Below are 25,244 nucleotides of genomic sequence, written 5' to 3'. Positions count from 1 at the left end.
GGCGGCCTTCCAATAGAATTCTGTTATGCAGAACTTGCCGCTCCGGAAGAAGCCCACCTACTCCATCGAGGCGGTGGATAACGCGCTGCAACTCCTGCAGCTGCTGCGGGACGGCGGCAGCCTGCGGCTCAAGGATGCGGCGGCTGAACTGGGCGTGGCACCGTCCACCGCGCACCGCCTCCTGGCCATGCTGGTGTACCGGGGCTTCGCAGTGCAGGACGAAACCCGGCGCTATGTGCCCGGCCCGGCGATGGGGGCCGGCCCGGCGGGCGTGACCTGGACCCGGCTGCTGCGTAATCTTGCCCGGCCGCACATGGAGCTGCTGAGCTCGCGCCTCAACGAGACCGTGAACCTCATGATCCGGGTGGGCACCAAGGTCCGGTTCCTGGAGACGGTGGAAGGCACCAGCGCCCTTCGCGTGGGCGACAGGCAGGGCACCGTGCTGCCCGCGAACAAGGCGTCGGGCGGGAAAGCGATGCTCGCCGAGCTGGAGCCGGCGCTGATTGAGCAGCTGTTCCGGAGCCAGAATGCGGAGATCGGCGGCGACAGCATTCCCGATGCCGAGTACCCGGCGTTCCTGCGGGAGCTGGAAACGGTCCGCAGCAACGGCTTTGCGGCCAACTTCGAGGGCACCGAGGAGGGCATCAGCGCGCTGGGCATGGCCCTGCACAACGGGAAGGGCGACGTGGTGGGCGCGTTCAGCGTCGCCACACCGGTGACCAGGTTCCGCGCGTTGTTCAACGCCGGGCTGGTGCCGGTCATGCTGGAAACACGCCGGCAACTGGAAATCGACATCGCGGCGAATCCGGCCGAGTCCGGCTGACTGAGGCCGAGAGCCCAAATCAATTCTGCCTGGCAGAATATGCTGTGGTTCACAGCCGCCGTCTCCCTAATGTCGGTAGTACGCGAAGACATCATCATCCGTACCCACCGAGGAGGCCGCCGTGTCCATCAGCGCCGAGACCACGACCCACGAATCAGTTGCCGCCGCCCAGGCGGCCCCGGAGCCCACGCCGGAGGAGGCCGTGCAGCTGGAACAGCTGTACCGCGACTTCGAGCAGGAGAACCTCATCCCGTTGTGGACCGAGATCGGTGACCTGATGCCGATGGTTCCCTCGCCCAAGGCCCGGCCCCATGTGTGGCGCTGGGACGACCTGTACCCCCTGGCTGCCCGCGCCGGAGACCTGGTCCCGGTGGGGCGGGGCGGCGAGCGGCGGGCCATAGCCCTCGCCAACCCGGGGCTGGGTGGCACGCCCTACGCGACACCGACGCTGTGGGCGGCCATCCAGTACCTGGGCGCCCGCGAGACCGCACCCGAACACCGCCACTCACAGAATGCCTTCCGGTTCGTCGTCGAGGGCGAAGGCGTCTGGACCGTCGTTAACGGTGACCCGGTGGCCATGCGCCGCGGCGACTTTTTGCTCACTCCCGGCTGGAACTTCCACGGGCACCACAACGACACCGACCAGCCGATGGCGTGGATCGACGGCCTGGACATCCCGTTCGTTCACTATGCGGATGCCGGCTTCTTCGAGTTCGGCACCGAGCGCGTCACCGACGAGGCCACCCCGGACATCTCCCGCTCGGAACGGCTCTGGGCCCACCCCGGCCTGCGTCCGCTCTCCGGCCTGGACAACACCACCAACTCCCCCATGGCCGCGTACCGCTGGGAACACACCAACCGCGCACTGCGCGAGCAGCTGCTCCTGGAGGATGAAGGCCACCCCGCCACCGTTTCCCAGGGCCACGCCGCGATCCGCTACTCCAACCCCACCACCGGCGGGGACGTGATGCCGACTATCCGCGCCGAATTCCACCGCCTCCGCGCCGGCGCCACCACCGAGCCACTGCGCGAGGTCGGCTCCAGTGTGTGGCAGGTCTTCGAAGGCTCCGGGAGCGTACTGCTCAACGGCGAACGCAAGAACCTCGCCAAGGGCGACCTCTTCGTCGTCCCGTCCTGGGCCGAATGGTCCCTGGACGCGGAATCTGAGTTTGATCTGTTCCGGTTCAGCGACGCCCCCATCTTTGAACGCCTGAACTTCAACCGCACCTACACCGAAGGACGCAACAAGTAATGAGACTCCTCACCCTCCGCACCGCTGAAGGAACCAAAGCCGTCCGCCAGGACGGCGGCACCCTCACCGAGATCGACGGTTTCGCCGACATCGGCGAACTCCTCCGCAGCGAAGACTGGCAGGCCACGGCGAAGGCGGCCAACGGCGCAACGCACGCGCTCGACGGCGCCGACCTGGCCGCCGTCGTGCCTTTCCCGGGCAAGATCGTCTGCGTTGGCCACAACTACCGGAACCACATCAAGGAGATGGGCCGGGAGATCCCGGACCACCCCACCCTGTTCGCCAAGTACCAGGAATCCCTGATCGGCCCGAACGACGACCTGGCCCTGCCGCAGGAATCGGACACCGTGGACTGGGAAGCCGAGCTCGCCGTCGTGATCGGCAAGAAGGGCCGCCGGATCAGCGAGACCGACGCCGCGGACCACATCGCCGGCTACTCCGTCCTGAACGACATCAGCATGCGCGACTACCAGTTCCGCACCGTCCAGTGGCTGCAGGGAAAGACCTGGGAGAACTCCACCCCGTTCGGCCCCGCCCTGGTCACCAGGGATGAGTTCACCGTTGGGCCGCTGATGACGTCGGCCGTGGACGGCGAGATCCAGCAAAGCACCCCCACCGGGGACCTGGTGTTCACCCCTGAATTCCTGGTCTCCTACATCTCCACGATCATCACGCTGAACCCCGGTGATGTGATCGCCACCGGCACGCCCGGCGGCGTGGGCCACGCCCAGGACCCCAAGCGGTACCTGCAGGAAGGCCAGGTCCTGGTCACCACGATCGAGGGCCTGGGCCAGCTGACCAACCGCGTGGTCAAGGAGGCCTGATGGCCGCCCGGCACGACCTCGCCACCGACCCGGTCCTGCGGGAAGGACTCCTGCAGGCCCGGCGGGGCACCGCGTTCTTCGCCCGCAAGCTCAACGAGCTCACCGATGCCGAGCTCGACGGCGGCTCCCTGCTCCCCGGATGGACGCGCCGGCACGTCGTGGCCCACATCGGGTACAACGCCCGGGCGATCGCCCGACTGGTGGAATGGGCCGCCACCGGTGTCGAAACGCCCATGTACCCCTCGGTGGAGGTGCGCGACCACGAGATCAGTTTCGGGGCCACCCTGTCGCCGATCGCGCTGCGGAACCTCTTCGACCACTCCGCCGTGCACCTGTCCGTCGAATGGCGCGACCTGCCGGACCGGGACTGGGCCAACGAAGTCAAGACCATCCAGGGCCGCACCGTCCCGGCGACCGAAACCGTGTGGATGCGCACCCGCGAAGTCTGGATCCACGCCGTCGACCTCGCCAACGGCGCAACCTTCGCCGACATCCCCGCGCCCGTCCTCGAACGGCTCCTGCAGGACATTACCGGCGCCTGGCATGCCCGCGGCACCGATGCCGGGCTGGTCATCAGGGTGACGGGAACGGATCTGGTGTTGGGCGACACCGGTGCCCAAAGCACCAAGTCGGAGGACCCGGTCACGGTCAGCGGGCCGCTGGCTGGTGTCGCTGCCTGGGCCGCCGGGCGGACGCCTATTGCAGGCGCCGGCGTCACGGCCTCCCGCGGGACAGAAGTGCTGCCCGACGTTCCCGCCGCTCCTAAGTGGATCTGAGGCCCTAAACGGATCTGCAGGTTGCGGTGTATCTGAGGGCAGCCAAAACGCGGGGGTAGACTGTGCCGGTCAGCGCTGGAGCGGATCCGAAGGAAGGCAATCCATGGGCATGGCCGGGGCAAGCGGAACGATTTCGGACGAAGAGCTGGACCTCCTGCACCGCTACTGGAGCGCGGCAAACTACCTGACGGTGGCCCAGATCTACCTCCAGGACAATGCGCTGCTGAGGGAACCGCTGCGGCCGGAGCACATCAAGCCGCGGCTGCTGGGCCACTGGGGCACCGGCCCCGGGCTGTCGCTGATTTACGCGCACCTGAACCGGCTGATCAGGAACACCTCGGCCGAGGTCCTGTTCATCGCCGGCCCCGGCCACGGCGGACCGTCCGTGGTGGCGAACGTCTACCTCGAAGGCACCTACTCCGAGATCTACCCGGACATCAGCCGCGACGCCGCCGGCCTGCTCCGGCTTGCCCGGCAGTTCTCGACGCCGGGCGGTGTGGGCAGCCACGTGGGCCCGGCCACGCCCGGATCCATCCACGAGGGCGGCGAGCTGGGTTATTCACTCATGCACGCCACGGGCGCGGTGATGGATAACCCGGATCTCATCGCAGCGTGCGTGGTGGGCGACGGCGAAGCCGAGACCGGCCCCCTCGCCGCCTCCTGGACGGCGCCGTTCTTCCTTAACCCCTCGCGGGATGGCGCGGTCCTGCCCATCCTGCACCTCAACGGAGCCAAGATTTCCGGGCCTACTGTCCTCGGCCGCCGCACGGACGAAGATGTTGAGGCGCTCCTGCGCGCCAACGGCTGGGAGCCCGTGACTGTTTCCGGCAACCAGCCGGAGAAGGTCCACCGGGCCCTGGCCGCCGCCGTCGATGACGCCTATGCCGCTATCCGGGACATCCAACAAAAGGCCCGGAACGCCGGCTCCGGCGGCGATGGCACCCGCACCCGAACGACGGCGGCCCGCTGGCCGGCGATCATCCTGCGCACGCCCAAGGGTTGGACGGGTCCGGAAACCGTGGACGGCAGTCCGGTGGAGGGCACCTTCCGTGCGCACCAGGTTCCCCTGTCCGGCGTCAAGGACGATCCGGAGCACCTGGCACTGCTGGAGACATGGATGCGCTCCTACCAGCCGGAGTCGCTGTTCGACGACGACGGCCGGCTGCTGCCCGAACTGACGGCGCTTGCTCCGGAAGGCAGGCTCCGGATGGGGGCGGCGCCCTGGGCCAACGGCCAGCCGTCCGTGCCGCTGGAGATTCCCGACCTCGCGGAGTACGCCGTCGACCCGGGCCGGCCCGGCTCCACCAGCATCGAAACCACCAAGCCGCTGGGCGAGCTGTTCCGCGACCTCTACACCGGGACGGCGGACAATCCCCGGTTCCGGCTGTTCTGCCCGGACGAAACCAACAGCAACAGGCTGGGCGCCGTCTTCGAGGCTACGGACCGCTGCCTCCTGCTGCCGGGAGACAGCGACGACGACCACGTTTCGGCGGACGGCCGCGTGATGGAGGTGCTCTCCGAGCACCTGTGCCAAGGCTGGCTGGAAGGCTATCTCCTGACCGGCCGGCACGGGTTCTTCGCCAGCTACGAGGCGTTCGCCATGGTCAGCGCCTCCATGACCGTCCAGCACGCCAAGTGGCTGCAGCACGCCCGCGAGCTGGAATGGCGTTCGCCGGTGCCGAGCCTCAACATCCTGCTGACCTCCACATGCTGGCGCAACGACCACAACGGGTTCAGCCATCAGGGACCGGGCCTCATCGACACGGTGCTGTCCCTGTCCGGCGAGGTGACGAGGATCTACCTGCCGCCGGACAGCAACACACTGCTGGCCGTGGCCGAGCACACACTGCTCAGCAAGGACTACGTGAACCTTGTGGTGGTGGATAAGCAATCCCACCCCCAGTACCTGACGCTGGCTGAAGCCCGCGAGCAGGCCGAGGCGGGAGCGTCCCGGTGGGACTGGGCCGGCAACGAGGATGGCGGCAGCACTGAACCGGACGTCATCCTCGCCTGCGCCGGCGACATCCCCACCGAGGAGGCACTCGCGGCGGCCTGGCTGCTGCAGCGCCACGTTCCCGACGCCGCCGTGCGGGTGGTGAACGTCATGGACGCCATGGTCCTGCCACCGCAGGACGTGCACCCGCACGGGCTCGACGACGGGAGGTTCCTTTCGCTGTTCACGGACACCTGCGAGGTGGTGGTGGCGTGGCACGGCTACGCCCGTTCCTTCCACCAGCTCCTGCACGGCAGGCCGAACCCGGAACGGTTCCACGTCCGCGGGTACAGCCAGCAGGGCACCACCACGACGCCGTTCGACATGGTGGTGCTCAACAGGATGAGCCGCTACCACCTGGCGCTGGAGGCACTCCGCCGGCTGCCGCGGCAGTTCGACGGCGCCGAGGGACTGGCTGATCACTGCAACCGGCAGCTGGACGCCCACGCCGAATACATCCGGGAGCATTTCGAGGACCTGCCCGAGATCCGCGACTGGGTCTGGTCGCCGCCGCAGTCCTGAAAAGCATCGTGGGGTCACTTAGCGCCCAATGATGTCCGTTATTGGGCGAAAAGTGACCCTCCCCACCCGCACCCTAGCCTCGCAAGCTCGGCCAGGGAACCCTGCGGGCGTGGGCCCCCGTTGGCTGTTTTCTGCGTCTCTTTTAGCTAGGAAGCAGGAGCCGCTGAAGCTCCGCTGACGTTCACCAGCCACGCGATGCCGAACTTGTCGGTGCACATGCCAAAGATGTCGCCCCACGGGGCCTTCTCCATCGGGACGGTGACGGAACCGCCGTCCCCGGACAGTTTGTCGTAGTAGCCGCGCAGTTCGGCCTCGTCGTCGCCGCTGAGCGACACGGAGATATTGTTCCCCGGCGAGTAGTCCATGGAGTTGGGAGTGTCGGCGCCCATGAGCACGAGCCCCTTCTCCGAGGTCAGCATCCCGTGCATGATCTTGTCCGCCTCCGCGGGATCCTCACTGGCCTGGAACTCCCCGAAGGTGCTGAGCGCCAGGTCGCCGCCGAACACCGACTGGTAGAAGGTCATGGCGTCGCGGGCGTTGTCACGGAAGCTGAGGTACGGGTTGAGCAGGGTGGACACGATCGGTTCTCCTTCGGCTGTACGTGCGGCGCCCGGTGTGCGGCGCCCGGCACTACACATGTTGCCCGAATCCGGCGCCCCTTCATAGGGGTTCACGGAAGTTCACCGGCCGTTCATAAGCGCAGGTCAGGGCCGGAAGCGGTAGCCGACGCCTGCCTCGGTCAGCAGATGCCGCGGGTTGCCGGTGTCCGCCTCCAGCTTGCGCCGGAGCTGGGCCATGTAGACCCGCAGGTAGTTGGCTTCCTTCTCGTAGGCGGGGCCCCACACGCTGGCCAGGATCTGCTGCTGGGTGATGAGCTTCCCGGGGTTCCGCACCAGCAGCTCGAGGATGCTCCACTCGGTGGGGGTCAGCCGGACGGGCTCTCCGTTCCGGGTGACCATCCGCCGGCCGAGGTCCACGCTGAACTCCGGGGTGTCCACAGTGGACGGCTCGGTGGCTTCCGGGGCCCGGCGCAGCAACGCGCGAAGCCGGGCCAGGAGTTCCTCCAGTCCAAAGGGCTTGGTGATGTAATCGTCGGCACCGGCGTCAAGGGCGTCCACCTTGTCCGATGAGCCGTGCCGGGCGGAGAGCACCAGCACCGGGGCGGTGCTCCAGCGGCGGAGCTCCCGGAGAACCGCGGCGCCGTCCATGTCGGGCAGTCCGAGGTCCAGGACGACAATGCCCGGCGGGTTGCGTGAGGCGGCAATCAGGGCGGCCTCCCCGTCCTCGGCGGTCTCCACGGTGTAGCCATGCGCCTGCAGCGTGATCCGCAGGGCCTTCAGCAGGTGCTGGTCATCGTCGACCACGAGGACGCCGGTCACTGGGCAGTCTCCTGCGGCGTCGCGGCAGGCGGGACTGCAGCGGCGGCGGACGGCCCGCCGTCGTGCCCCTCATGCCCTGCTGAGCCAATCTCTGTTGACCTGTGCCCCGTTGACAGCGGAAGCCTGATGACCATGGTGAGTCCCCCGCCGGGCGTCTCTTCCGCCGACAGGCTGCCGCCCATGGCCGAGACGAATCCCCTGGCCACCGCCAGTCCAAGGCCGACACCGGTTGATTGGGAAAGATCGTCCAGGCGCTGGAAGGGGCGGAACATTGCCGGCACGTTGCGGTCCGGCACGCCGCGTCCGTGGTCGATGATCCGCAGTTCGCCGGCCGGGTGGCCGTTGACGACGGCGCCGCTGAGCCCGCCCGACGCCGAGGTCACGGTGACGTCGGAGGCGGGCGCGTACTTGACGGCATTTTCCGCGATATTGGCGATGACGCGTTCCAGCAGGACGGCGTCGGCGTCGACGGCGGGCAGGTTCGGTGGCAGCACCACCCGCACGCTGCCCTGGGGAAGGCCGCGCAGCGCCGGCGGGACGACGTCGAGCCAGCGGACGGGCTTCAACAGGGGGCGTACCGAGTCGGCCGTGATCCTGGACATGTCGAGGAGGTTCCCCACCAGGGCGTCCAGCCGGTCCGAGCATTCGTCGATGGTTTTCAACAGCTCCTGTTGCTCCTCAGGTGTGTACGTGACGGCGGTCTGCAGGAGTCCGCCGACGGCGAGCTTGATGCCGGCGAGTGGTGTCCGGAGGTCGTGCGAGACGGCCCGCAGGATGGCGGTGCGCATGGTGTTTCCCTCGGCAAGCCGGAGCACCTCCAGACGGCTCGCGGCCAGCTGCTGGCGCTCCAGCTGTGCCAGCACGTGGGCGGCGAAGGCGCCCAGCAGGCTGCTGTCGGCGGCGGGCACCGTCCGGCCGAACAGCACCAGCCAGGTGCCGTCGTCGACCGGTTCCACGGTGTGCTCGGCGAATTCCGCGCCGTCCCGTTCAGAATCGGTCAGCTCGCCCGCACTTGCGAGCAGCTTCCGCTCTGAACTGTTCTCTCCCGCGCGGGTGCCCTCCGGGTCGCGGAAAGCCGGTGTGTCGCGGAGAACCGGCATGTCAGGCGTATCCGTTCCGTTCCGGAAGGCCGGTCCGCTGAACAGCGCGGCGCCGCGGACACCGAAGACGTCCAGCGCCTGTTCCAGCAGGCTGCCCACCGTGTCCTCCGCGCGGGTGGCTCCACGGGCCAGCTCGCCGAGCGTTGCCGCCTCGGCGCGCGCCCGGGCGGCTTCCTTGGAACGCCGGGCAGACCTGTCCACCACGCCGGCCACGGCCACGGAGACGCCCACGAACACGCCAAGGGCCAGCAGGTCCTGCGGGTCCTTGATGGCCAGCTCGCCCACCGGCGGCGTGGAGAAGTAGTTGACCAGCAGGCTGCTCCAGAGCGCACCCGCGACGCCCGGCCACAGCCCGCCCACGAGCGCCACGGCCACGGCCCCGGCAAGCTGGACCAGGACGGCGGTGGCCACGCTGTGCTCGATGACGGCGAGCGCCAGCTGCATCAGGATGGGAATGGCGGCGGCCAGCACAAACCCGACGGCGACGCGCACGCGGCCAAGGTCCCGCGGTCGCCTGCGGCCGGTGCCGCGCCCGGCCAGCGGATGCGGCACCACCTGCACGTCGAGGTCACCGGCACGGCGGACGATCCCGGTCTCCGTCGCGCCGGTCAGCAACCTCGACACCGGGTGTGCCCGTGACTGGCCGATGATCAGCCGGGTGGCGCCGACATGGGACGCGAACCCGAGGAGCGCCTCAACAGGGTCGTGCGCGGCGACGGTGTGGTAGCTGCCGCCGAGCTCCACCGCCAGCCGGCGCTGGGATTCGAGGGCGCTGGTCGATTCGTGCGACGCGCCCTCCGCCGTGCGGATGTGGACCGCGATCAGGTCCCCGCCGCCGGCGCTCTCCAGGACCTTGATGGCACGGCGGATCAGGACCTCCCCCTCAAGGCCTCCGGACAGGCCAATGACGATCCGTTCCCCTGCCATGACGCCATTCTTTCACCTGCGCGTATCCTCTCTGTCAGCCGGCCTCTTTCCTGTCCACCGGCCTGGGCTGCACGCGCGGAGGCTGCCTCACACCGGCGTTAAGGATCCGTCAAGATTCGGCTGCCGCCGGTTCCGGCGTTCCAGCCCGGTGCTACGTTCGGCTTTGCCCCGGGCGAAATGTCCCGGGCGCCAGTACAGATGAAAGGCGCCATGACCACCATGAGCCGCCCGCCGGCGGAACCATCGGAGCTGCGCCACACGCGGAGGCAGCGGCTTTCCCGCTGGCTGCTGCTGGGACTCCAGGACAGCAAGGGATCCCACCAGGGTCCCGGCGGCCGCACGATGGCGCACGAGCGGAAGCATGCGTGGTGGCAGGTCATGTGCCTGACCGGCGTGGACTACTTCTCCACCCTCGGCTATCAGCCCGCCATCGCCGCACTCGCGGCCGGGGTCATTTCCCCGCTGGCCACGCTGGTCCTCGTGGCCGTCACGCTGTTCGGGGCGCTGCCCGTGTACCGCCGCGTGGCGGGCGAGAGTTCGCACGGCGAGGGTTCCATCGCCATGCTGGAGCGGCTGCTCCCCCGCTGGGGCGGCAAGCTGTTTGTCCTGGTACTGCTGGGCTTCGCGGCGACGGACTTCATGATCACCATGACCCTCTCCGCCGCCGATGCCACGGCGCACCTCATCCAGAACCCGTATGCTCCGGACTGGCTGCAGGGGCAGGAGGTGACGGCGACCCTCGTGCTCCTGGCCCTGCTCGCTGCCGTATTCCTGCGGGGGTTCAAGGAGGCGATCGGGATCGCCGTCGTTCTCGTGGCGGTCTATCTGGGACTGAACGTCGTGGTGGTGGCAAGAGCCGCCGTCGAAACCCTGGGCCACCCGGCCGCCGTCGGGGACTGGTGGCAGGCCCTTGGGACATCGCACGGCAACCCGGTAGTCGCCGTCGCCATCGCGCTGCTGGTGTTCCCCAAGCTGGCGCTGGGCCTGTCCGGCTTCGAAACCGGCGTCGCGGTGATGCCGCAGGTCCGTGGACGGGATTCGGACACGGAGGAGAATCCCGCGGGGCGCGTCGAGGGGACCCGCCGCATGCTGACCACCGCCGCGCTGATCATGAGTGCCTTCCTCATCGCCAGCAGCTTCACCACGGTAATTCTCATTCCGGCCGCCGAGTTCCAGCCCGGCGGCCAGGCCAACGGACGCGCCCTCGCCTACCTGGCCCATGAATACCTGGGGAACGGGTTCGGCACCGTCTACGACCTCAGCACCATCGCCATCCTGTGGTTCGCCGGCGCATCCGCGATGGCCGGACTTTTGAATCTGGTGCCGAGGTACCTGCCGCGGTACGGGATGGCGCCGGAGTGGGCCAAGGCCGTCCGGCCGCTGGTGCTGGTGTTTGGCTCCATTGCCTTCCTGGTCACCATACTTTTCGAGGCCGACGTCGACGCCCAGGGCGGTGCCTACGCCACCGGCGTGCTGGTGCTGATGACCTCGGCGGCGGTCGCCGTCGCGCTGTCCGCCCGGCGCCGCCGGCAGCGGAAGCGCACGGCCGGCTTCGGGCTGGTCGCCCTCGTGTTCATCTACACGACGGTCGCGAACGTCATTGAGCGGCCCGAGGGCATCCGCATAGCCGCGTTCTTCATCGCCGGCATCATCGTCATTTCGCTGCTGTCCAGGATCGGGCGGTCATTCGAGCTGCATGCGACGCACGTGCGCCTCGACCAGACGGCCCTGGAGTTCGTCGCCGCGGATGAAAGCGGCCCCATCGGCATCATTGCCCACGAGCCGCGCCGGCTGACCGCGGAGGCGTATCGGGACAAGCTGACGTCAGCCATCGAAGTCAGCCACCTGCCGGTCCACTACCAGGCGCTGTTCCTCGAGGTGATCGTCGACGACTCCTCGGACTTCGAAACCGAACTGCAGGTCCACGGCGTGGTGCGGCACGGCTACCGGGTGCTGGAGGTGCATGGGCCGGTGGTGCCGAACACCATCGCCTCCGTCCTCCTGCACATCCGGGACGTCACCGGGCTCATGCCGCACATCTACTTCCGCTGGACCGAGGGCAATCCGGTGGTGAACCTGCTGCGCTTCCTGTTCCTCGGCGAAGGCGAGATCGCGCCGGTCACGCGGGAAGTCCTGCGCGAGGCCGAACCGGATGTCACCAAGCGTCCGTGGGTGCACGTGGGGTGACTGCTTGTGAACTCCGGGTGTGGGCGTTGGGGTGCGTGCACGGACGGCCGCCGGGCCGTAGGCTCAACGCATGGCGAAATTCTTTGATGTCCACCCCGAGGACCCCCAGCCCCGCGCGATCTCGCAGATCGTGGAGCTCCTGCGATCGGGCGGGCTGATCGCGTACCCGACGGATTCCTGCTACGCCCTCGGAGCCCAGCTGGGAAACAAGGAGGCGCTGGACAGGATCCGTTCCATCCGCCAGCTGGACGACAAGCACCACTTCACGCTGGTCTGCCGGGACTTCGCCCAGCTGGGGCAGTTCGTGAACATCGGCAACGACGTGTTCCGCCTCATCAAGTCCGTCACGCCGGGCAGCTACACGTTCATCCTGCCGGCCACCAAGGAGGTCCCGCGCCGGCTGCTTCACCCCAAGAAGAAGACGGTGGGCGTGCGCATCCCGCGCCACAACTTCGTCCAGGCGCTGCTGGCCGAACTTGGCGAACCGCTGCTGTCCAGCACGCTGCTGCTGCCGGACGAGGAGGAGCCGCTGACCCAGGGCTGGGAAATCAAGGAGCGGCTGGACCACGTGGTGGATGCGGTCATTGAGTCCGGGGACACCGGCGCTGAACCAACCACCGTCGTCGACTTCTCCGGCGGCACCGCCGAGGTGGTGCGCCGCGGCACCGGCGACCCGTCCCGGTTCGAGTAGGGCCGGTTCGGGCAGGACGGTCGTGTAGAGGCCCCACGCCCCGGGCCGGCGGGGCGGTGCCGCCGGCTACTCAGGCTTCTTCGCCCTGCTGGGCTGGACGCGGGGCGGCTCGCCCGGCATCTTGGGATAGTCGGGCGGGAACGGCAGTTCGCCAAGTCCGTTCTTGACGTCGCGCTCCCACCATTCCAGCAGCGTGTCGATGATGCCCGCGTTCGCGTGCATCTCCGCCCATGGGTCTCCCACCCTTTTCAGCCTGTCCGGCACGGTGAGGATGGTGAAGTCCTTGGGCCTGACGTCCGCCAGCTCGTCCCAGGTGATCGGGCAGGACACGGAAGCATGCGGGAGGGCGCGCGGGCTGTAGGCGCCGGCGATGGTGCGGTCCCGGTTGGCCTGGTTGAAGTCGACGAAGATGCGCTCGCCGCGTTCCTCCTTCCACCAGCTGGTGGTGACCTTGTCCGGCATGCGCCGCTCGAGCTCCCTCGCTGCAGCGATCACGGCGTGGCGGACATCAAGGAACTCGCGCGTCGGTTCAATGGGGGCATAGACGTGCAGGCCGCGGTTGCCCGACGTTTTGAGGAAAGCGTCCAGCCCCGCCTCGGCAAGCACCTTCCGCAGTTCGAGCGCGGCGGGGATGGCGTCCTCGTAATCAGTACCCGGCTGCGGATCCAGGTCGATGCGCAGCTGGTCCGGGTTGTCCGAGTTGTCCGCACGGGACGGCCAGGGATGGAAAACCACTGTGTTCATCTGCGCTGCCCAGACCGCCGCGGCGGGCTCGTCGAGGACCAGCATGGGATGCGAGCGCGCGCTCGGGAAGGTGACCTTGACCGTGCGGATGAAGTCCGGCGTTCCCTTCGGCGGGTTCTTGGAGAAGAACTGCTCGCCGTCCACGGTGTCTGAAAACCGCTGCAGCGCGACCGGCCGGCCGCCGTTGGCCCGGATAAACGCCTCCCCCACATCCACGAAGTAGCGCGCCAGGTCCAGCTTGGTCAGACCCAGTTCGGGCCACAGCACCCGGCTGGGACTGGAGACGCGCATTTCCCGGGGGCCGTCGGGCCCGTCGACACTGATGGTGGTCTGTTCACTGGCCATGGGGACAACCTACCCCGCGAGGCCCGCGCCGTGAGCAGTACGCGTCCCGCGATTCATGGCTGGCAGACCGCCCGGGTGAGTCCCGCCGTCGGGCGCCCAGAAACTTCTGCCCCCTCTCTGGGCACCGGCAGGGCCATCTGTAAGGATGAGATCACCGGGCGCCGCAGGCGCAGAGCAACCTCGAAGGAGACCCGTCCATGGTTGAATCCCCGAGTCTGGACGCTGCCCAAGAACCATCCGGCGCACAGGGATCCGTTGAATCCCAGCTGTTCGGCATGGCGGCCGGGCAGGCCGGCCTGGAGCCGGGCAGCAGGGACTGGAAGGCACTGGAGCGCCGGTTCGACCGCCACTACCCAGACCTGTCCAGGCTGTTCCGTGCGCTGTACGGATCACGGCCGGACATCGAGGAGCAGCTGGCAGCCCTGACGCTGGAGATCGCCCGTTCCTGGAAGCAGCGGCCCGCAGAGCTGAAGGAGCTCGACGCCGGCCGCGAGGGCAATGCCGAATGGTTCCAGTCCAACCGCATGCTCGGCGGCGTCTGCTATGTGGACCGGTATGCGGCCGACCTGGAAGGCGTGCGCGCCCGCATCCCCTATTTCAAGGAACTCGGCCTCACCTACCTGCACCTGATGCCGCTGTTCCTGGCCCCGGAGCCCCTGTCGGACGGCGGTTATGCGGTCTCCAGCTACCGCGAGGTCAGCCCGAAGCTCGGCACCATGGACCAGCTGCGGGCGCTCGCCGCCGAGCTGCGGGCCAACGGCATCAGCCTGGTGGTGGACTTCATCTTCAACCACACCTCGAACGAGCACGTGTGGGCGCAGCGGGCAGCCGAGGGCGATCCGCAGTACAGCGACTACTACTGGATCTTTCCGGACAGGGCCATGCCCGACGCCTTCGAACAGAACGTGCGTGAGATCTTCCCGGAGGACCACCCCGGCTCGTTTGTGCAGCTGCCGGACGGACGGTGGGTCTGGGCCACCTTCCACACCTTCCAGTGGGACCTGAACTACTCCAACCCCGAGGTGTTCCGGGCAATGGCAGGAGAGATGCTGTTCCTGGCCAACATCGGCGTGGACATCCTGCGGATGGACGCGGTGGCCTTCATCTGGAAGCAGCTGGGAACGTCGTGCGAAAGCCGGCCGGAGGCGCACACCCTGCTCCAGGCATTCAACGCCGTGTGCCGGCTGGCCGCGCCGTCGCTGCTGTTCAAATCCGAGGCGATCGTGCACCCGGACGAAGTGGCACTCTACATTGATCCCGCCGAGTGCCAGCTCTCCTACAATCCGCTGCAGATGGCGCTGACGTGGGAAGCCCTCGCCACGCGCAATGTGTCGCTGCTGGCGCAGGCCCTGGAGCGGCGGCACAACATCGCGCCGGGCACCTCCTGGGTGAACTACGTGCGGAGCCACGACGACATCGGTTGGACCTTCGCCGATGAGGACGCCGCCGAGTTCGGCATCAACGGCTTCGACCACCGCAGGTTCCTGAACTCGTTCTACGTCAACCGCTTCCCGGGCAGCTTCGCCCACGGTGTCCCGTTCCAGGACAATCCGCGGACCGGCGACTGCCGCATCTCTGGCACGACGGCGTCGCTGTGCGGCCTTGAGGACGGGTCGGCCGAGGCCATCCGCCGCGTCCTGCTGACTCACTCGGTGGCCTTCAGCACCGGCGGCATCCCGCTGCTCTACCTGGGCGACGAGGTGGGACAGCTTAACGATTATGGCTATGCGCAGGAGGATGGGCATGAGGCCGACAGCCGGTGGGTGCACCGGCCGCAGTTCCCTGCCGAAAAATATGCGAAGCGGCTGGATCCGGCCACGCCTGAGGGTGCTGTGTTTGCAGGGCTTAGGCGGCTGGCCGAGGTCCGGTCGGCCACCCCCGAGCTGGCCGGCACACGCCTAATTCCCTTCACCACGAACAACTCCGCCGTGCTGGGGTACCAACGGCCCGGGGAGGGCACGGTGGTCCTTGCCCTGGCCAACTTCAGTGACGGGCCGCAGGTGGTGGCGGCGGATACGCTGTCCGGGTTCGCGGCGGAAGCCCTGGACCTGTTTTCGGAGGAGCCGGTGCGGATCGATGAGGGGCTTGTGCTGCGGCCGCAGGATTACGCGTGGCTCAGGGTGGTTCCGGCTTCCTGAGAACTTTCGCGGCCTTCATCCCGGCCGAGGGCGGCCGTGCCGCAGTGCCCGGGCTGTGCGTTCTGAACGGTGCCTGACGACGCCGGCCGCCCGGCTTTGCGTCCGCTTTCGCAGGTCCCGATCGGGCATGATGGAGTCATGCCCACCGTTGACTCTCCCATCACCATTGCCGTCGGTGACGGCCACGTCTCCGGCGCCTACGCACGGCCCGCCAGTCCGTTCGCGACGCTCGTGCTGGCCCACGGCGCCGGCGCTGGCATGGAGCATCCGTTCATGCGCGGGTTCACCGGCGCTTTGAACGACGACGGCGTGGCCACCTTGCGCTTCAACTTCCCCTACCGCGAGGCGGGGCGGAAGTTCCCCGACCGGCCTCCGGCGGCGATCGCAACCTGGCGTGCGGCGATGTCCGAGGCAACCGCCCGTGCGGAATCCGCCGGGGCCACTGAGCCGGTGTGGGCGGCGGGAAAGTCGTTCGGCGGCAGGATGGCGTCCATGGCGGTGGCTGAGGGAATGCCGGCTGCCGGGCTTATCTACCTCGGCTACCCGCTGCACCCGCCGGGCAAGCCGGAGAAGCTCCGGGACGAGCACCTCTACGGGGTGGCTGCCCCGATGCTCTTCCTGCAGGGGACGCGCGACACTTTCGCCACCCGCGAGCTGCTGGAAGGCGTGGTGTCCCGGATCGGACCGACCGCGACGCTGAAGTGGTGCGAGGGCGGCGACCATTCGTTTGCTGTTGCCGGCAACAAGCGCACGGCCGAGGACATCGGTGCCTCGCTGGCGGCCCCGGTTGCTGCGTTTATGCGCGCCAAGAGCGCTGCCTGAGGCCCGGCGCCCGTTGATTCCCGCTCCGGCCGGCCCGGCCGGCGAGGGGCTATCAGGCGTTCGCCGCCGCCGCCGGCGCCACGTTGCCCGGGACCGGTTCGTGCCGCAGATAGCTGCGCCGGAACCGCCCGGTGCCGGCGGTCAGGGCCCGCAGCTGGACGGCATAACGGAGCAATTCACCGTCCGGAACCTCGGCGGTGACTTCCGTGGCGTCCCCGCCGGACGACGTCGTGCCTGTAAGCCGGCCACGGCGCGACGACAGGTCGCTCATGACGGCCCCCACGTACTCGTCCGGGATGCTGATGGTGACGGAAGAGACCGGTTCCAGGAGCTGGATGCGGCCAGCGGCAGCCGCTTCGCGCAAGGCGAGCGCGCCGGCTGACTGGAACGCGGCGTCCGAGGAGTCAACGCTGTGGGCCTTGCCGCCCACCAGGGTCACCCGGATGTCCACCACCGGGAAGCCGGCGGAAACACCCTTCTGCATCTGCGCCCGCACGCCCTTCTCCACCGAGCCGATGAACTGGTTCGGCACCACGCCGCCGACGGTCTTGTCCACGAACTCGAAGCCCGCCCCGCGGTCGAGCGCCTCCACCTCGATGTCGCAGATGGCGTACTGGCCGTGGCCGCCGGACTGCTTGACGTAGCGCCCGTGCCCGGCGGCCGGCGCGGCGAAGGTCTCCCGCAGCGGCGTCACCACCGGCACGGTCTGCAGCTTCACGCCCTGGTCGCGCAGCCGGTCCAGGATCACCTCGCCGTGTGCCTCACCCATGCACCACAGGATCAGCTGGTGGGTTTCCGAGTTGCGTTCCACCCTAAGGGTCGGGTCACCTGCGGCCACCTTGCCCAGGCTCTTGGCCAGGGCGTCCTCGTCGCTGCGGGTGGCGGCCTCGACGGCGACCGGCATGAGCGGCTCCGGCATGTCCCAGGCGGTGATCAGCAGCGGGGCGTCCTTCGCTGACACGGTATCGCCCGTCTCGGCGCTGCCCAGCTTGGTAATGGCGCAGATGTCGCCCGCAACGCTGTACGGGACGGGCTTCAGGCTTGCGCCCATTGGGGAATAGAGGTGGGTCAGGCGCTCGTCGCTGTCGTGGTCCTCATGGCCCCGCGCGGCCAGGCCGCGGCCGCTGACGTGCACGGCTGAATCCTCGCGCAGTGTGCCGGAGAAGACGCGCACCAGGCACACCCGCCCGAGGAACGGGTCCATGGTGGTGCGCACCACCTCGCCGGCCAGCGGCCCGGCCGGATCGCACGACAGCGGCCCGGCAGGCTCGCCGGCAAGATCCGTCACGTCCGGCACAGTACGTTCCAGGGGGGTCGGGAACGCCCGGGTCAGCATGTCCAGCAGCTCCGAGATCCCCAGTCCCGTCTCGGCCGAGGTTGGCAGGACCGGGAAGAACGATCCGCGCGCCACAGCCGTTTCGAGGTCCCCCACCAGGACCTCGACGTCGATATCCTCACCACCGAGGTAGCGGTCCATCAGGGACTCATCCTCGCTCTCGGAGATGATGCCCTCGATCAGTGTGCCGCGCTCCGACTCGGCGGCGGCGAGCTCATCGGCGCTGGCTTGCCGCACCGCTGGTTCCGGGGATTCGCCGTCGTACTCCGAGACCTGGCCGGACAGGAGCCCCAGCAGACCACTGACGGTGCCATCAGCGCGGACCGGCAGATAGGCGGGCACCACCGACTGGCCAAAAGCCCGCCGGCAGGCGGCCAGGGAAGCCTCGAAATTTGCCCTCGGATGATCAAGCCGGCTGATCACCACGGCCCGCGGCGTATCCAGCTGTGCGCACTCCGCCCACAGCGCGGTGGTGGCGGCATCGATGCCGTCCACGGCCGACACCACAAACAGTGCCGCGTCCGCCGCGCGCAGCCCGGCCCGCAGCTCGCCGGTGAAGTCCCCGTAGCCCGGCGTGTCCAGCAGGTTCACCTTCACGCCGTCGTAAATCAGCGGCGCCACGGACAGGACCACGGAGCGCTGCTGGTGGATCTCGGACGGTTCCGCATCGCTGACTGTGTTGCCGTCAACGATGGAACCCATCCGGGGGATGGTGCCGGCGGCGGCGAGCAGGGCCTCGAGGAGCATGGTCTTACCGGCCCCGGAATGCCCTACCAGCGCGACGTTGCGGATGTTCTCCGGCTTATCCACCGGTGCTCCGGCGGACGCGTCCGCCCGCCGGAGATCGGAACTGCCACGGCCGGGACCCTTGCCCCGGCCATTAGTACCTCTTGCCGACATGACCATCTCCCGGCGTGCTAGTCGTAAGCCGCCAAGCGGCCTTAGTAAGAAGATTCGACACCTAAAGCTGCTGTTCAGCAAGGGGTCGGGACGCCATGCCGGGAGTCCGACGGCGCGGTGGCCCCTGCCGGACCTGGCCGGGCCGGCAGCGAATAACCGTTGCGGCGTCATCACGGTAGGGGGACGATGGGTATCGTGGCCGCACAGGCCGGACCATGCCATCCGACTAGTCGTCAGGGAGCAGCCGATGAGCGCGTGGAATGAGAATATCGGTGCCGGATCATCCGGTCTGACAGCAGTGACCGTGGTGGAAGGCTCCTCCTTCTGCATCTCGGCCGAGAGCGGGGACGTGCTACCTGGCCAGCCGCAGGGCGCCTTCTACCAGGACACCCGGATTCTGTCCCGCTGGCAGTTAACGGTCGACGGCGTCCCTCTCGAGCCGCTGTCAGGCCAGACCCGTGAGCCCTATCGGGCGGTCTTCGTCGGCAGGCCACGGGGGGCCGACGGTGCGGTGGAGAGCCCGCTGGTGGTTGAACACAGCCGGCAGGTCGGGCCCGGCCTGCGTGACGACATCAAGATCCACAACTACTCGGAACAGCCGCGGACCTGCCGGATCCAGATCAGGGTGGATGCAGACCTGAGCGACCTGTTCGACGTCAAAGGCGGAAAGGTGGTGCCTTCCGCCGAGCACAGCCGCAAGGTCCGGGCCGACGCCCTGCAGATTGACGCCATCCGCAACGGAGTCCACCGCGGCGTGGTCATCAGCGCCGCGGGCGCCGCGGTCTCCGAGGATGCGCTGACGTTCGACGCCGAACTGGCCCCCCGCGGCTTGTGGACTGCCACCGTACTTACCACACCCCTGGTTGACGGCACGGGGCCTGAGCAGCCGTTCACGCATGAGTCGGCTCCGCACGTCGGCGCCCAGCGCTACGCCGCATGGGAGGAACACGTTCCCCGGCTGACCGTGACGGACAAGAACGTGGAGAAGGTCCTCACCCGCAGCCAGGAGGATCTGGGTGCCCTCCGGATTTTCGATCCCGACCACCCGGAGCGGGCAGCGGTGGCCGCCGGCGCCCCGTGGTTCATGGCACTCTTCGGCAGGGATTCCATCCTCTCTTCCTACATGGCGCTGCCCGTGGATCCGAAGCTGGCCGCGGGGACCCTCCAGACTTTGGCCTCGCTGCAGGGCGAGAAGGTTGACCCGGACACCGAGGAGGAGCCAGGGAGGATCCTGCACGAGGTGCGGCTGGGCGTCACCGCCGGACTCGCACTCGGCGGCAGCCAGGCGTACTACGGGACCGCGGATGCGACGCCCCTGTTCGTGTCGCTGCTGGCGGAGCTGGGGCGCTGGGGGCTGGCGGGCGACCTGCTGGACTCGCTCCTGCCGCACGCCGACCGGGCGCTGGACTGGGTGGAGCACTACGGTGACCGCGACGGCGACGGCTTCGTGGAGTACCAGCGCGCTAACGAGCACGGGCTGCTAAACCAGGGCTGGAAGGACTCCTGGGACGGCATCAACTTCGCCGACGGCCGGATGGCGGAGGCCCCGATCGCACTGTGTGAGGTGCAGGGCTACGTTTACAGCGCCTACTTGGGACGCGCGCTGCTTGCCCAGCAGCTGGGCGACGAGGAGGCCGCGGCCAAGTGGAACCGCCGTGCCGCTGATATGAAGGCCGAGTTCAACGAGAAGTTCTGGCTCCCGGAGCGGGGATACTTCGCCGTGGCCCTGGACAAGGACAAGCGCCCGGTGGATGCCTGTGCCTCCAACATGGGGCACTGCCTCTGGGTGGGCATCGTGGACGCGGACAAGGCGCCCCAAGTGGCCGAGCGGCTCATGTCGCCGGAGATGTTCACGGGATGGGGAATCCGGACGCTCGCCTCGGACATGGGCGCCTACAACCCGGTCAGCTACCACAACGGTTCGGTGTGGCCGCACGACACAGCGCTGGTGGCCGCCGGGCTCATGCGCTATGGGTTCGTCGAGGAGGCGACGCGCATTGCCACGGGCCTGTTTGACGCGGCGGAACAGTTCGACGGACGGCTGCCGGAACTCTTCTGCGGATTCTCCCGGGACGATTTCCCCGATCCCGTGCCCTTCCCCACGTCCTGCTCGCCGCAGGCCTGGGCCTCGGCGGCGCCGGTGCACCTGATGCGGACCCTTCTGCGCTTCGATCCCCTGCTTCCCCGCGAGGAGGTCTGCCTGGCCCCGGTTCTGCCCGCCGGGTTCGGCAGCTTCCGCGCCGATAACGTGCAGATGGACCATTCCCGGATTACCCTGAGCGCCACCGGGAGCGAGGGTTCGATTGAAGGCCTGCCGCAGGGCACGACCGTGCTCAACCAGCCCCGGCCCCCGCTGGAGCGGCTGATGGCGCCCTGACAATCATGGCGCAGTAGCGCCGGCTGACAGTCCCAACCACAACTGAATGGTCTCAGTAGTTAATCGGTCTCAGTAGATCCGGACGACAAGGGAGCTGCGGATGCGTATCGGTTTGATTGCGGGGCCCTGGTACCCGATTCCCCCGGCCGGTTACGGAGGCATCGAACTGGTGGTCGACGCCCTGGCCAGGGGATTTTCCAGGGCGGGCCACGAGGTGCTGCTCGCCGCCGCCTCGGACAGCACCTGCCCGGTGGAACGGCTTCCCGGGATGCGTTCCTCCGAACCCGACTTCGTTGGATTCACGTCCTCGGAGCTCAGCCACGTGATCAACGCGTATGCCGGGATGGACGGCATGGTGGACCTGGTCCATGACCACACCCTGGCCGGCCCGCTCTACCGGGGCCGTCCCGAGGGGCTGCCGGTGGTGACCACCATACACAGCGACCTGTCGCCGTCGTTCGCCGCCGTGTACGGCGCAGCGGCCCGGGACACAACCCTGATCGCCATCTCCAAAAGCCAGGTCAGCAGCTTGCTGGCGGACCGCGTCGCGGCCATCATCCCCCACGGCATGGAGGTGGCCGCTGTTCCGGTGGGGCACGGGCAGGGAGGCTATGCGTGTTTCCTTGGCCGGATGTGCCCCGACAAGGGCGTGGTGGAGGCCGTCAGGGTGGCCCAGCTGGCCGGGATTCCGCTGCGGATCGCCGCGAAAATGCGGGAACCCGCCGAAGTGCAGTACTACCGCGACGTTGTGAAGCCGCTACAGGGTCCGGACGTGGAGTTCGTGGGCGAGGTGGGCGGCGCGGAGAAGTACGAACTGCTCGGAGAAGCCATCGCCCTGCTCAATCCCATCCAGTGGATGGAGCCGTTCGGACTGGTGATGATCGAGGCCATGGCCACCGGCACACCCGTTGTTGCCACACCGATGGGGTCAGCCCCCGAAATCGTTGACGACGGTGTGAGCGGCTACCTGGCTTTGTCGCCGGAGGACCTTGCCGGCCTTCTTCAGCGCGCGGCGGACCTGGACCGCAGGACAGTCCGGGCCCAGGCCGAAGACCGTTTCAGCACGGAGCGGATGGTCGACGCCCATCTGGCCCTGTACGCGCGGCTTACAGGCGTGACGTCCGCGCTGTAGTCATTTCGGCACCACTTAGTGCAGCGCGTCAGTCCCTCCGCGCTGCAGTCACTTCCGCGCTCAAGCTATTTCCGGGCGTTGGTCCGGGCGGTCGCCGTCGCGGTCCAGGGGTCCTCGGGCCATGGGTGCTTCGGGTAGCGGCCCCGCATCTCGGCGCGCACCTGCGCGTAGGGTCCGGACCAGAAGGAGGCGAGGTCGTCTGTGACAGCCAGCGGCCGCCGGGCCGGCGACAGCAGATGAAACTGCACGGCTACCCGTCCGCCGGCCAGCAATGGCGTCCGGTCCCAGCCGAAGCATTCCTGGAGCTTGACGGCAACAACCGGCCTGCCGCCGTCGTCCCCGACTGCCGGATAGTCGATCCGGATGCGGGAACCGCTGGGCACCTCGAGGAACTCCGGGGCAAGCTCGCCGAGCCGGGCGGCGTCGGGCCACGGCAGCAGCCGCCGCAGCGGGTCGGTGAGGTCAATGCCGGAGGTTGCGGCACCGCCGGCCAGCGCCTCCAGCTCCGGCCCCAGCCAGTCGTCGAGCCGGGCCAGCAGCGCCTGCTCGGAGATGTCCGGCCAGGGATCGCCAAGTTCCCGGTGCAGCAGGGCGAGCCGGCGGCGCAGCGCATCTGCCGCCGTCGACCATCCGATGGCTCCCAGCCCTTTGTCCGCCAATGCCCTGGCGACGGCGGCGCGGCCCTCAGCCGCGGACGCCCGCACCGGCGTGGAGGAAAGCGGGATGGCGCCGAGCCGCCGCTCCCGGCGTGCCGTCAACCGGCCCTGGCCAAACGTTGCCTCCACCGAGTCGAACAGCAGGTGCGCCGCGGCGGCCTCGGCTGTGTCCGCCGTCAGCGGTGCGGCGGCGCGAATCACCGCGCCGGTCCCGGCGGCGTCCCGCCCGTCCGCCCGCGCAACCTCAGCCACGGCCAGCCATTCATGTCCGGCCATTGGACTGCCAGTGGGAAGTCCGGCCCGGGTGCCGCAGGTCAGCAGGTAGCGCTCCGGGCCGTCCCCGGGGACACGGCGGGCCACCCGGTCAGGGAACGCCAGTGCCAGCACCAGGCCGACCTGTTCGGCGCTTCCCGCCGACACGTCGAGCACTGGAACCTCCACCGTGGGAAGCCCGACGCCGCCCGCCGCCTGGCGTGCCAGGGTGTCCAGCCGCCGTGCCTCCTCGGCCCAGCGTCTGGAGGCGGGATCCTTGCCTGAGCGGAGCGCGGAAACCAGCCGCGGCAGGTCGGCACCCGTGGCCCACTGGTCCCCTTCGACGGCGGCAACAACCTCCGCAGCCTTCCTGGTGCCCAGCAGCGCCGAGCCGACCAGGAGGGCGCGTCCCAGCCTGGGGTCGGCGGGGATGCGCGCCAGGGCTTTGCCCAGGTCCGTGGCGAGCCCGTTCTGCCCTACTGCGCCAAGCTCGCCCAGCACCTCCTCGGCGTCGCCCATCGCGGCCTGCGGCGGGGCGTCCGGAAGGGCCATCCCGCGGCCGCCCGGCGAACCCCAGCAGGCGAGGATCAGGGCGGCACCCGTCAGGTCGGACACGGCGATCTCGGGTGTCTGGTGGGCAGGGGCCGCGCCGAGTGTCTTCTGGTCGTAGCAGCGGACCACCTTCCCTGGCCCCTGCCGCGCGGCGCGTCCGGCGCGTTGTTCAGCGGAGGCCCGCGAGCAGGAGACGGTGACCAGGCCGGTCATGCCGCGGCCGGCGTCCCGGCGCGGTTCGCGGGACAGCCCGGCGTCGACCACCAGCCGGACCCCGGGCACGGTCAGGGAGGATTCGGCGAGCCCGGTGGACACGATCATCCGGGCGGGATCCCCGGGTTTCCGGCCGGACACGGCGCGGTCCTGGGCTGCCGGGCTGACCTGGCCGTGCAGTTCCAGGATTTCGACGCCGGGACCCACCTGGGTGCGCAGCCGGCTGGCGACCTGGGACACCTCCCAGGCGCCCGGCAGGAACACGAGAGCGTCGGTGCCGGCGTCCGCGGCAAGGGCTGCCGCGTAGGACGCTGCGGCGGTGTCCGCCACATGGTCCAGGAAGGCACGTGTCACGCCGCGGCCGTCGAGCCGTGCAACGGGTGCCGGCTCCCATACGGTTTCCAGCGGGTGAAGAGCGGAAGGGCAGTCCACGACGGGAGCCGGCCCGTCGGCGTCCGGGCTTTGCTCCCCGCCTGACTCCGTGCCGAGGCCAGGGTCCGAGCCGAGCAGCACCGCGAACCGCGGCGCGTCCAGGGTGGCGGACATGGCGACGAGCATGAGGTCGCCGCGCAGCTGGCGCACCTCGGCGAGCAGGCCCAGCAGGAGATCGGTCTCCAGGCCGCGTTCGTGCACCTCATCGAGGATGACGGCGGCTGTGCCCTCCAAGCCGGGATCGGCCAGCAGACGTCGCAGCAGGATGCCCGGTGTCACGAACTCGATCAGGGTGGCCGGACCTGCCTGCCGTTCGCCGCGGACGGTGTAGCCCACCCGGTCACCCAGCTTCGTCCCGTCCAAGGCGGCGAGGCGCCGCGCGGCAGAGCGGGCGGCGACCCGCCGCGGCTGGGTGACGACGATGCGCGGCCTGCCGCCGTTGGCCGCAGCCTGTGCAAGGTTGGCAACCAGTGGAGGCACAAGCGTCGTCTTTCCGGTGCCCGGCGGGGCCTGGACCACCGCGGCTCCGCCTTCGCCCTGCCCACCCAGCACATTGCCCAGCTCCGTCAGCGATTCCGCAAAGACGAGCCCGGAGCCGATTGCTTTCAGGTTGAACGGCGCGGACAGGCCCAGGGCGTCGAGTAGGGCGTTTTGTGGGAGGGGCGCGGAAGTCACCCTTCCATTGTGCCGGTGGCCGCGGCGGGACCTGACATGGGGACCCAGCCAGCAATGCACAAGCGGACCCTTTTGCCTTTCGGTGCTTCAGCGGCCGCCGCCGGTCCGCAGCCCGTGCAGGGAAACATTGCCCTGGCTCAGGAGCACACGAACTGGGTTCGGGCCACCCCGGACGATGGCCAGCCATGCCTGATGA

Annotated in this window: 17 protein-coding genes; 11 read left to right on the top strand and 6 right to left on the bottom strand. The window is 68.9% G+C overall.

All coding sequences use genetic code 11. From position 1 onward, the window contains the following. The first annotated feature begins 25 nt into the window (after nt 1–25). From ACFVTE_RS19565 to ACFVTE_RS19545, 5 genes are all read left to right on the top strand, one after another. Nucleotides 26–823 (top strand): IclR family transcriptional regulator, encoded by a 798-nt coding sequence (locus ACFVTE_RS19565; protein WP_387103261.1) that lies wholly within the window; start codon nt 26–28, stop codon nt 821–823. A gap of 121 nt (nt 824–944) precedes the next feature. After that, nucleotides 945–2,075 carry a cupin domain-containing protein gene (locus ACFVTE_RS19560; protein WP_387103260.1) on the top strand — a complete coding sequence of 377 codons (1,131 nt, stop codon included), beginning with the start codon at nt 945–947 and terminating at the stop codon, nt 2,073–2,075. Then, a complete protein-coding gene (locus tag ACFVTE_RS19555; protein ID WP_387103258.1) occupies nt 2,075–2,899 on the top strand; it encodes a fumarylacetoacetate hydrolase family protein in 825 nt (274 codons plus the stop codon). Before ACFVTE_RS19560 ends, ACFVTE_RS19555 begins: the two co-directional genes overlap by 1 nt. After that, nucleotides 2,899–3,675, top strand: a complete 777-nt coding sequence (locus ACFVTE_RS19550) for a maleylpyruvate isomerase family mycothiol-dependent enzyme (RefSeq protein WP_387103256.1) — start codon at nt 2,899–2,901, stop codon at nt 3,673–3,675. Before ACFVTE_RS19555 ends, ACFVTE_RS19550 begins: the two co-directional genes overlap by 1 nt. A 103-nt stretch (nt 3,676–3,778) precedes the next feature. Further along, the gene (locus ACFVTE_RS19545; RefSeq protein ID WP_387103254.1) at nt 3,779–6,190 is read left to right on the top strand and encodes a phosphoketolase; all 2,412 of its coding nucleotides are present in this window, start codon (nt 3,779–3,781) and stop codon (nt 6,188–6,190) included. A 146-nt stretch (nt 6,191–6,336) separates the two neighbouring features. On the opposite strand, the gene ACFVTE_RS19540 is transcribed toward ACFVTE_RS19545, so the two are convergent. The 3 genes from ACFVTE_RS19540 to ACFVTE_RS19530 all read right to left on the bottom strand — a co-directional run bounded on the left by ACFVTE_RS19540 (nt 6,337) and on the right by ACFVTE_RS19530 (nt 9,596). After that, nucleotides 6,337–6,768: a VOC family protein gene (locus tag ACFVTE_RS19540; RefSeq protein WP_387103252.1), complete on the bottom strand. Its 432-nt coding sequence runs from the start codon at nt 6,766–6,768 to the stop codon at nt 6,337–6,339. A gap of 126 nt (nt 6,769–6,894) precedes the next feature. Beyond that, nucleotides 6,895–7,569 carry a response regulator gene (locus ACFVTE_RS19535; protein ID WP_387103251.1) on the bottom strand — a complete coding sequence of 225 codons (675 nt, stop codon included), beginning with the start codon at nt 7,567–7,569 and terminating at the stop codon, nt 6,895–6,897. Then, nucleotides 7,566–9,596 carry a DUF4118 domain-containing protein gene (locus tag ACFVTE_RS19530; RefSeq protein ID WP_387103248.1) on the bottom strand — a complete coding sequence of 677 codons (2,031 nt, stop codon included), beginning with the start codon at nt 9,594–9,596 and terminating at the stop codon, nt 7,566–7,568. Before ACFVTE_RS19530 ends, ACFVTE_RS19535 begins: the two co-directional genes overlap by 4 nt. A gap of 210 nt (nt 9,597–9,806) precedes the next feature. On the opposite strand from ACFVTE_RS19530, the gene ACFVTE_RS19525 reads away from it, so the two are divergent. Both ACFVTE_RS19525 and ACFVTE_RS19520 read left to right on the top strand, forming a co-directional pair. Continuing rightward, the gene (locus tag ACFVTE_RS19525) at nt 9,807–11,783 is read left to right on the top strand and encodes an amino acid transporter (RefSeq protein ID WP_387103245.1); all 1,977 of its coding nucleotides are present in this window, start codon (nt 9,807–9,809) and stop codon (nt 11,781–11,783) included. A 70-nt stretch (nt 11,784–11,853) separates the two neighbouring features. After that, the gene (locus tag ACFVTE_RS19520) at nt 11,854–12,474 is read left to right on the top strand and encodes an L-threonylcarbamoyladenylate synthase (RefSeq protein WP_387103242.1); all 621 of its coding nucleotides are present in this window, start codon (nt 11,854–11,856) and stop codon (nt 12,472–12,474) included. A gap of 66 nt (nt 12,475–12,540) precedes the next feature. Here the strand turns inward: ACFVTE_RS19520 and ligD are convergent, their stop codons facing one another. Then, nucleotides 12,541–13,563 carry a non-homologous end-joining DNA ligase gene (ligD, locus tag ACFVTE_RS19515; RefSeq protein WP_387103240.1) on the bottom strand — a complete coding sequence of 341 codons (1,023 nt, stop codon included), beginning with the start codon at nt 13,561–13,563 and terminating at the stop codon, nt 12,541–12,543. A gap of 197 nt (nt 13,564–13,760) precedes the next feature. Here ligD and ACFVTE_RS19510 point away from each other — a divergent pair, with 197 nt between their 5' ends. Together ACFVTE_RS19510 and ACFVTE_RS19505 are read left to right on the top strand one after the other, a co-directional pair. Further along, entirely contained in the window at nt 13,761–15,701 is a 1,941-nt protein-coding gene (locus ACFVTE_RS19510) for an alpha-amylase family protein (RefSeq protein ID WP_387103238.1), read from the top strand. A gap of 138 nt (nt 15,702–15,839) precedes the next feature. Beyond that, nucleotides 15,840–16,523: an alpha/beta family hydrolase gene (locus tag ACFVTE_RS19505; RefSeq protein WP_387103236.1), complete on the top strand. Its 684-nt coding sequence runs from the start codon at nt 15,840–15,842 to the stop codon at nt 16,521–16,523. A 52-nt stretch (nt 16,524–16,575) separates the two neighbouring features. Here the strand turns inward: ACFVTE_RS19505 and ACFVTE_RS19500 are convergent, their stop codons facing one another. Then, a complete protein-coding gene (locus ACFVTE_RS19500) occupies nt 16,576–18,759 on the bottom strand; it encodes an elongation factor G-like protein EF-G2 (RefSeq protein ID WP_387103234.1) in 2,184 nt (727 codons plus the stop codon). Nucleotides 18,760–19,006: 247 nt separating this feature from the next. On the opposite strand from ACFVTE_RS19500, the gene ACFVTE_RS19495 reads away from it, so the two are divergent. Further along, entirely contained in the window at nt 19,007–21,136 is a 2,130-nt protein-coding gene (locus ACFVTE_RS19495; protein ID WP_387103231.1) for a glycogen debranching N-terminal domain-containing protein, read from the top strand. A 100-nt stretch (nt 21,137–21,236) separates the two neighbouring features. Next, nucleotides 21,237–22,268 carry a glycosyltransferase family 4 protein gene (locus ACFVTE_RS19490; RefSeq protein ID WP_387103228.1) on the top strand — a complete coding sequence of 344 codons (1,032 nt, stop codon included), beginning with the start codon at nt 21,237–21,239 and terminating at the stop codon, nt 22,266–22,268. 65 nt (nt 22,269–22,333) lie between these two features. Here the strand turns inward: ACFVTE_RS19490 and hrpB are convergent, their stop codons facing one another. Beyond that, complete coding sequence (gene hrpB / locus ACFVTE_RS19485) at nt 22,334–25,048, bottom strand: ATP-dependent helicase HrpB (RefSeq protein WP_387103226.1); 2,715 nt, start codon at nt 25,046–25,048, stop codon at nt 22,334–22,336. Nucleotides 25,049–25,244: the final 196 nt, after the last annotated feature.

The sequence above is a fragment of the Arthrobacter sp. NPDC058097 genome (genome assembly GCF_042884885.1).
Taxonomy (GTDB): Bacteria; Actinomycetota; Actinomycetes; order Actinomycetales; family Micrococcaceae; genus Arthrobacter.
The sequence above is the reverse complement of the archived record's forward strand: the minus strand, read 5'-3'. Positions and strand labels throughout refer to the sequence as shown.

Excerpts from the sequence above, each read along its gene's own strand:
- ACFVTE_RS19495 (WP_387103231.1), top strand. The coding sequence starts at position 19,007 with ATGAGCGCGTGGAATGAGAATATCGGTGCCGGATCATCCGGTCTGACA.
- ACFVTE_RS19505 (WP_387103236.1), top strand. The coding sequence starts at position 15,840 with ATGCCCACCGTTGACTCTCCCATCACCATTGCCGTCGGTGACGGCCAC.
- ACFVTE_RS19500 (WP_387103234.1), bottom strand. The coding sequence starts at position 18,759 with ATGTCGGCAAGAGGTACTAATGGCCGGGGCAAGGGTCCCGGCCGTGGC.
- ACFVTE_RS19520 (WP_387103242.1), top strand. The coding sequence starts at position 11,854 with ATGGCGAAATTCTTTGATGTCCACCCCGAGGACCCCCAGCCCCGCGCG.
- ACFVTE_RS19525 (WP_387103245.1), top strand. The coding sequence starts at position 9,807 with ATGACCACCATGAGCCGCCCGCCGGCGGAACCATCGGAGCTGCGCCAC.
- ACFVTE_RS19550 (WP_387103256.1), top strand. The coding sequence starts at position 2,899 with ATGGCCGCCCGGCACGACCTCGCCACCGACCCGGTCCTGCGGGAAGGA.
- ACFVTE_RS19530 (WP_387103248.1), bottom strand. The coding sequence starts at position 9,596 with ATGGCAGGGGAACGGATCGTCATTGGCCTGTCCGGAGGCCTTGAGGGG.
- ACFVTE_RS19490 (WP_387103228.1), top strand. The coding sequence starts at position 21,237 with ATGCGTATCGGTTTGATTGCGGGGCCCTGGTACCCGATTCCCCCGGCC.
- ACFVTE_RS19510 (WP_387103238.1), top strand. The coding sequence starts at position 13,761 with ATGGTTGAATCCCCGAGTCTGGACGCTGCCCAAGAACCATCCGGCGCA.
- ACFVTE_RS19545 (WP_387103254.1), top strand. The coding sequence starts at position 3,779 with ATGGGCATGGCCGGGGCAAGCGGAACGATTTCGGACGAAGAGCTGGAC.
- ligD (WP_387103240.1), bottom strand. The coding sequence starts at position 13,563 with ATGGCCAGTGAACAGACCACCATCAGTGTCGACGGGCCCGACGGCCCC.
- ACFVTE_RS19565 (WP_387103261.1), top strand. The coding sequence starts at position 26 with ATGCAGAACTTGCCGCTCCGGAAGAAGCCCACCTACTCCATCGAGGCG.
- ACFVTE_RS19555 (WP_387103258.1), top strand. The coding sequence starts at position 2,075 with ATGAGACTCCTCACCCTCCGCACCGCTGAAGGAACCAAAGCCGTCCGC.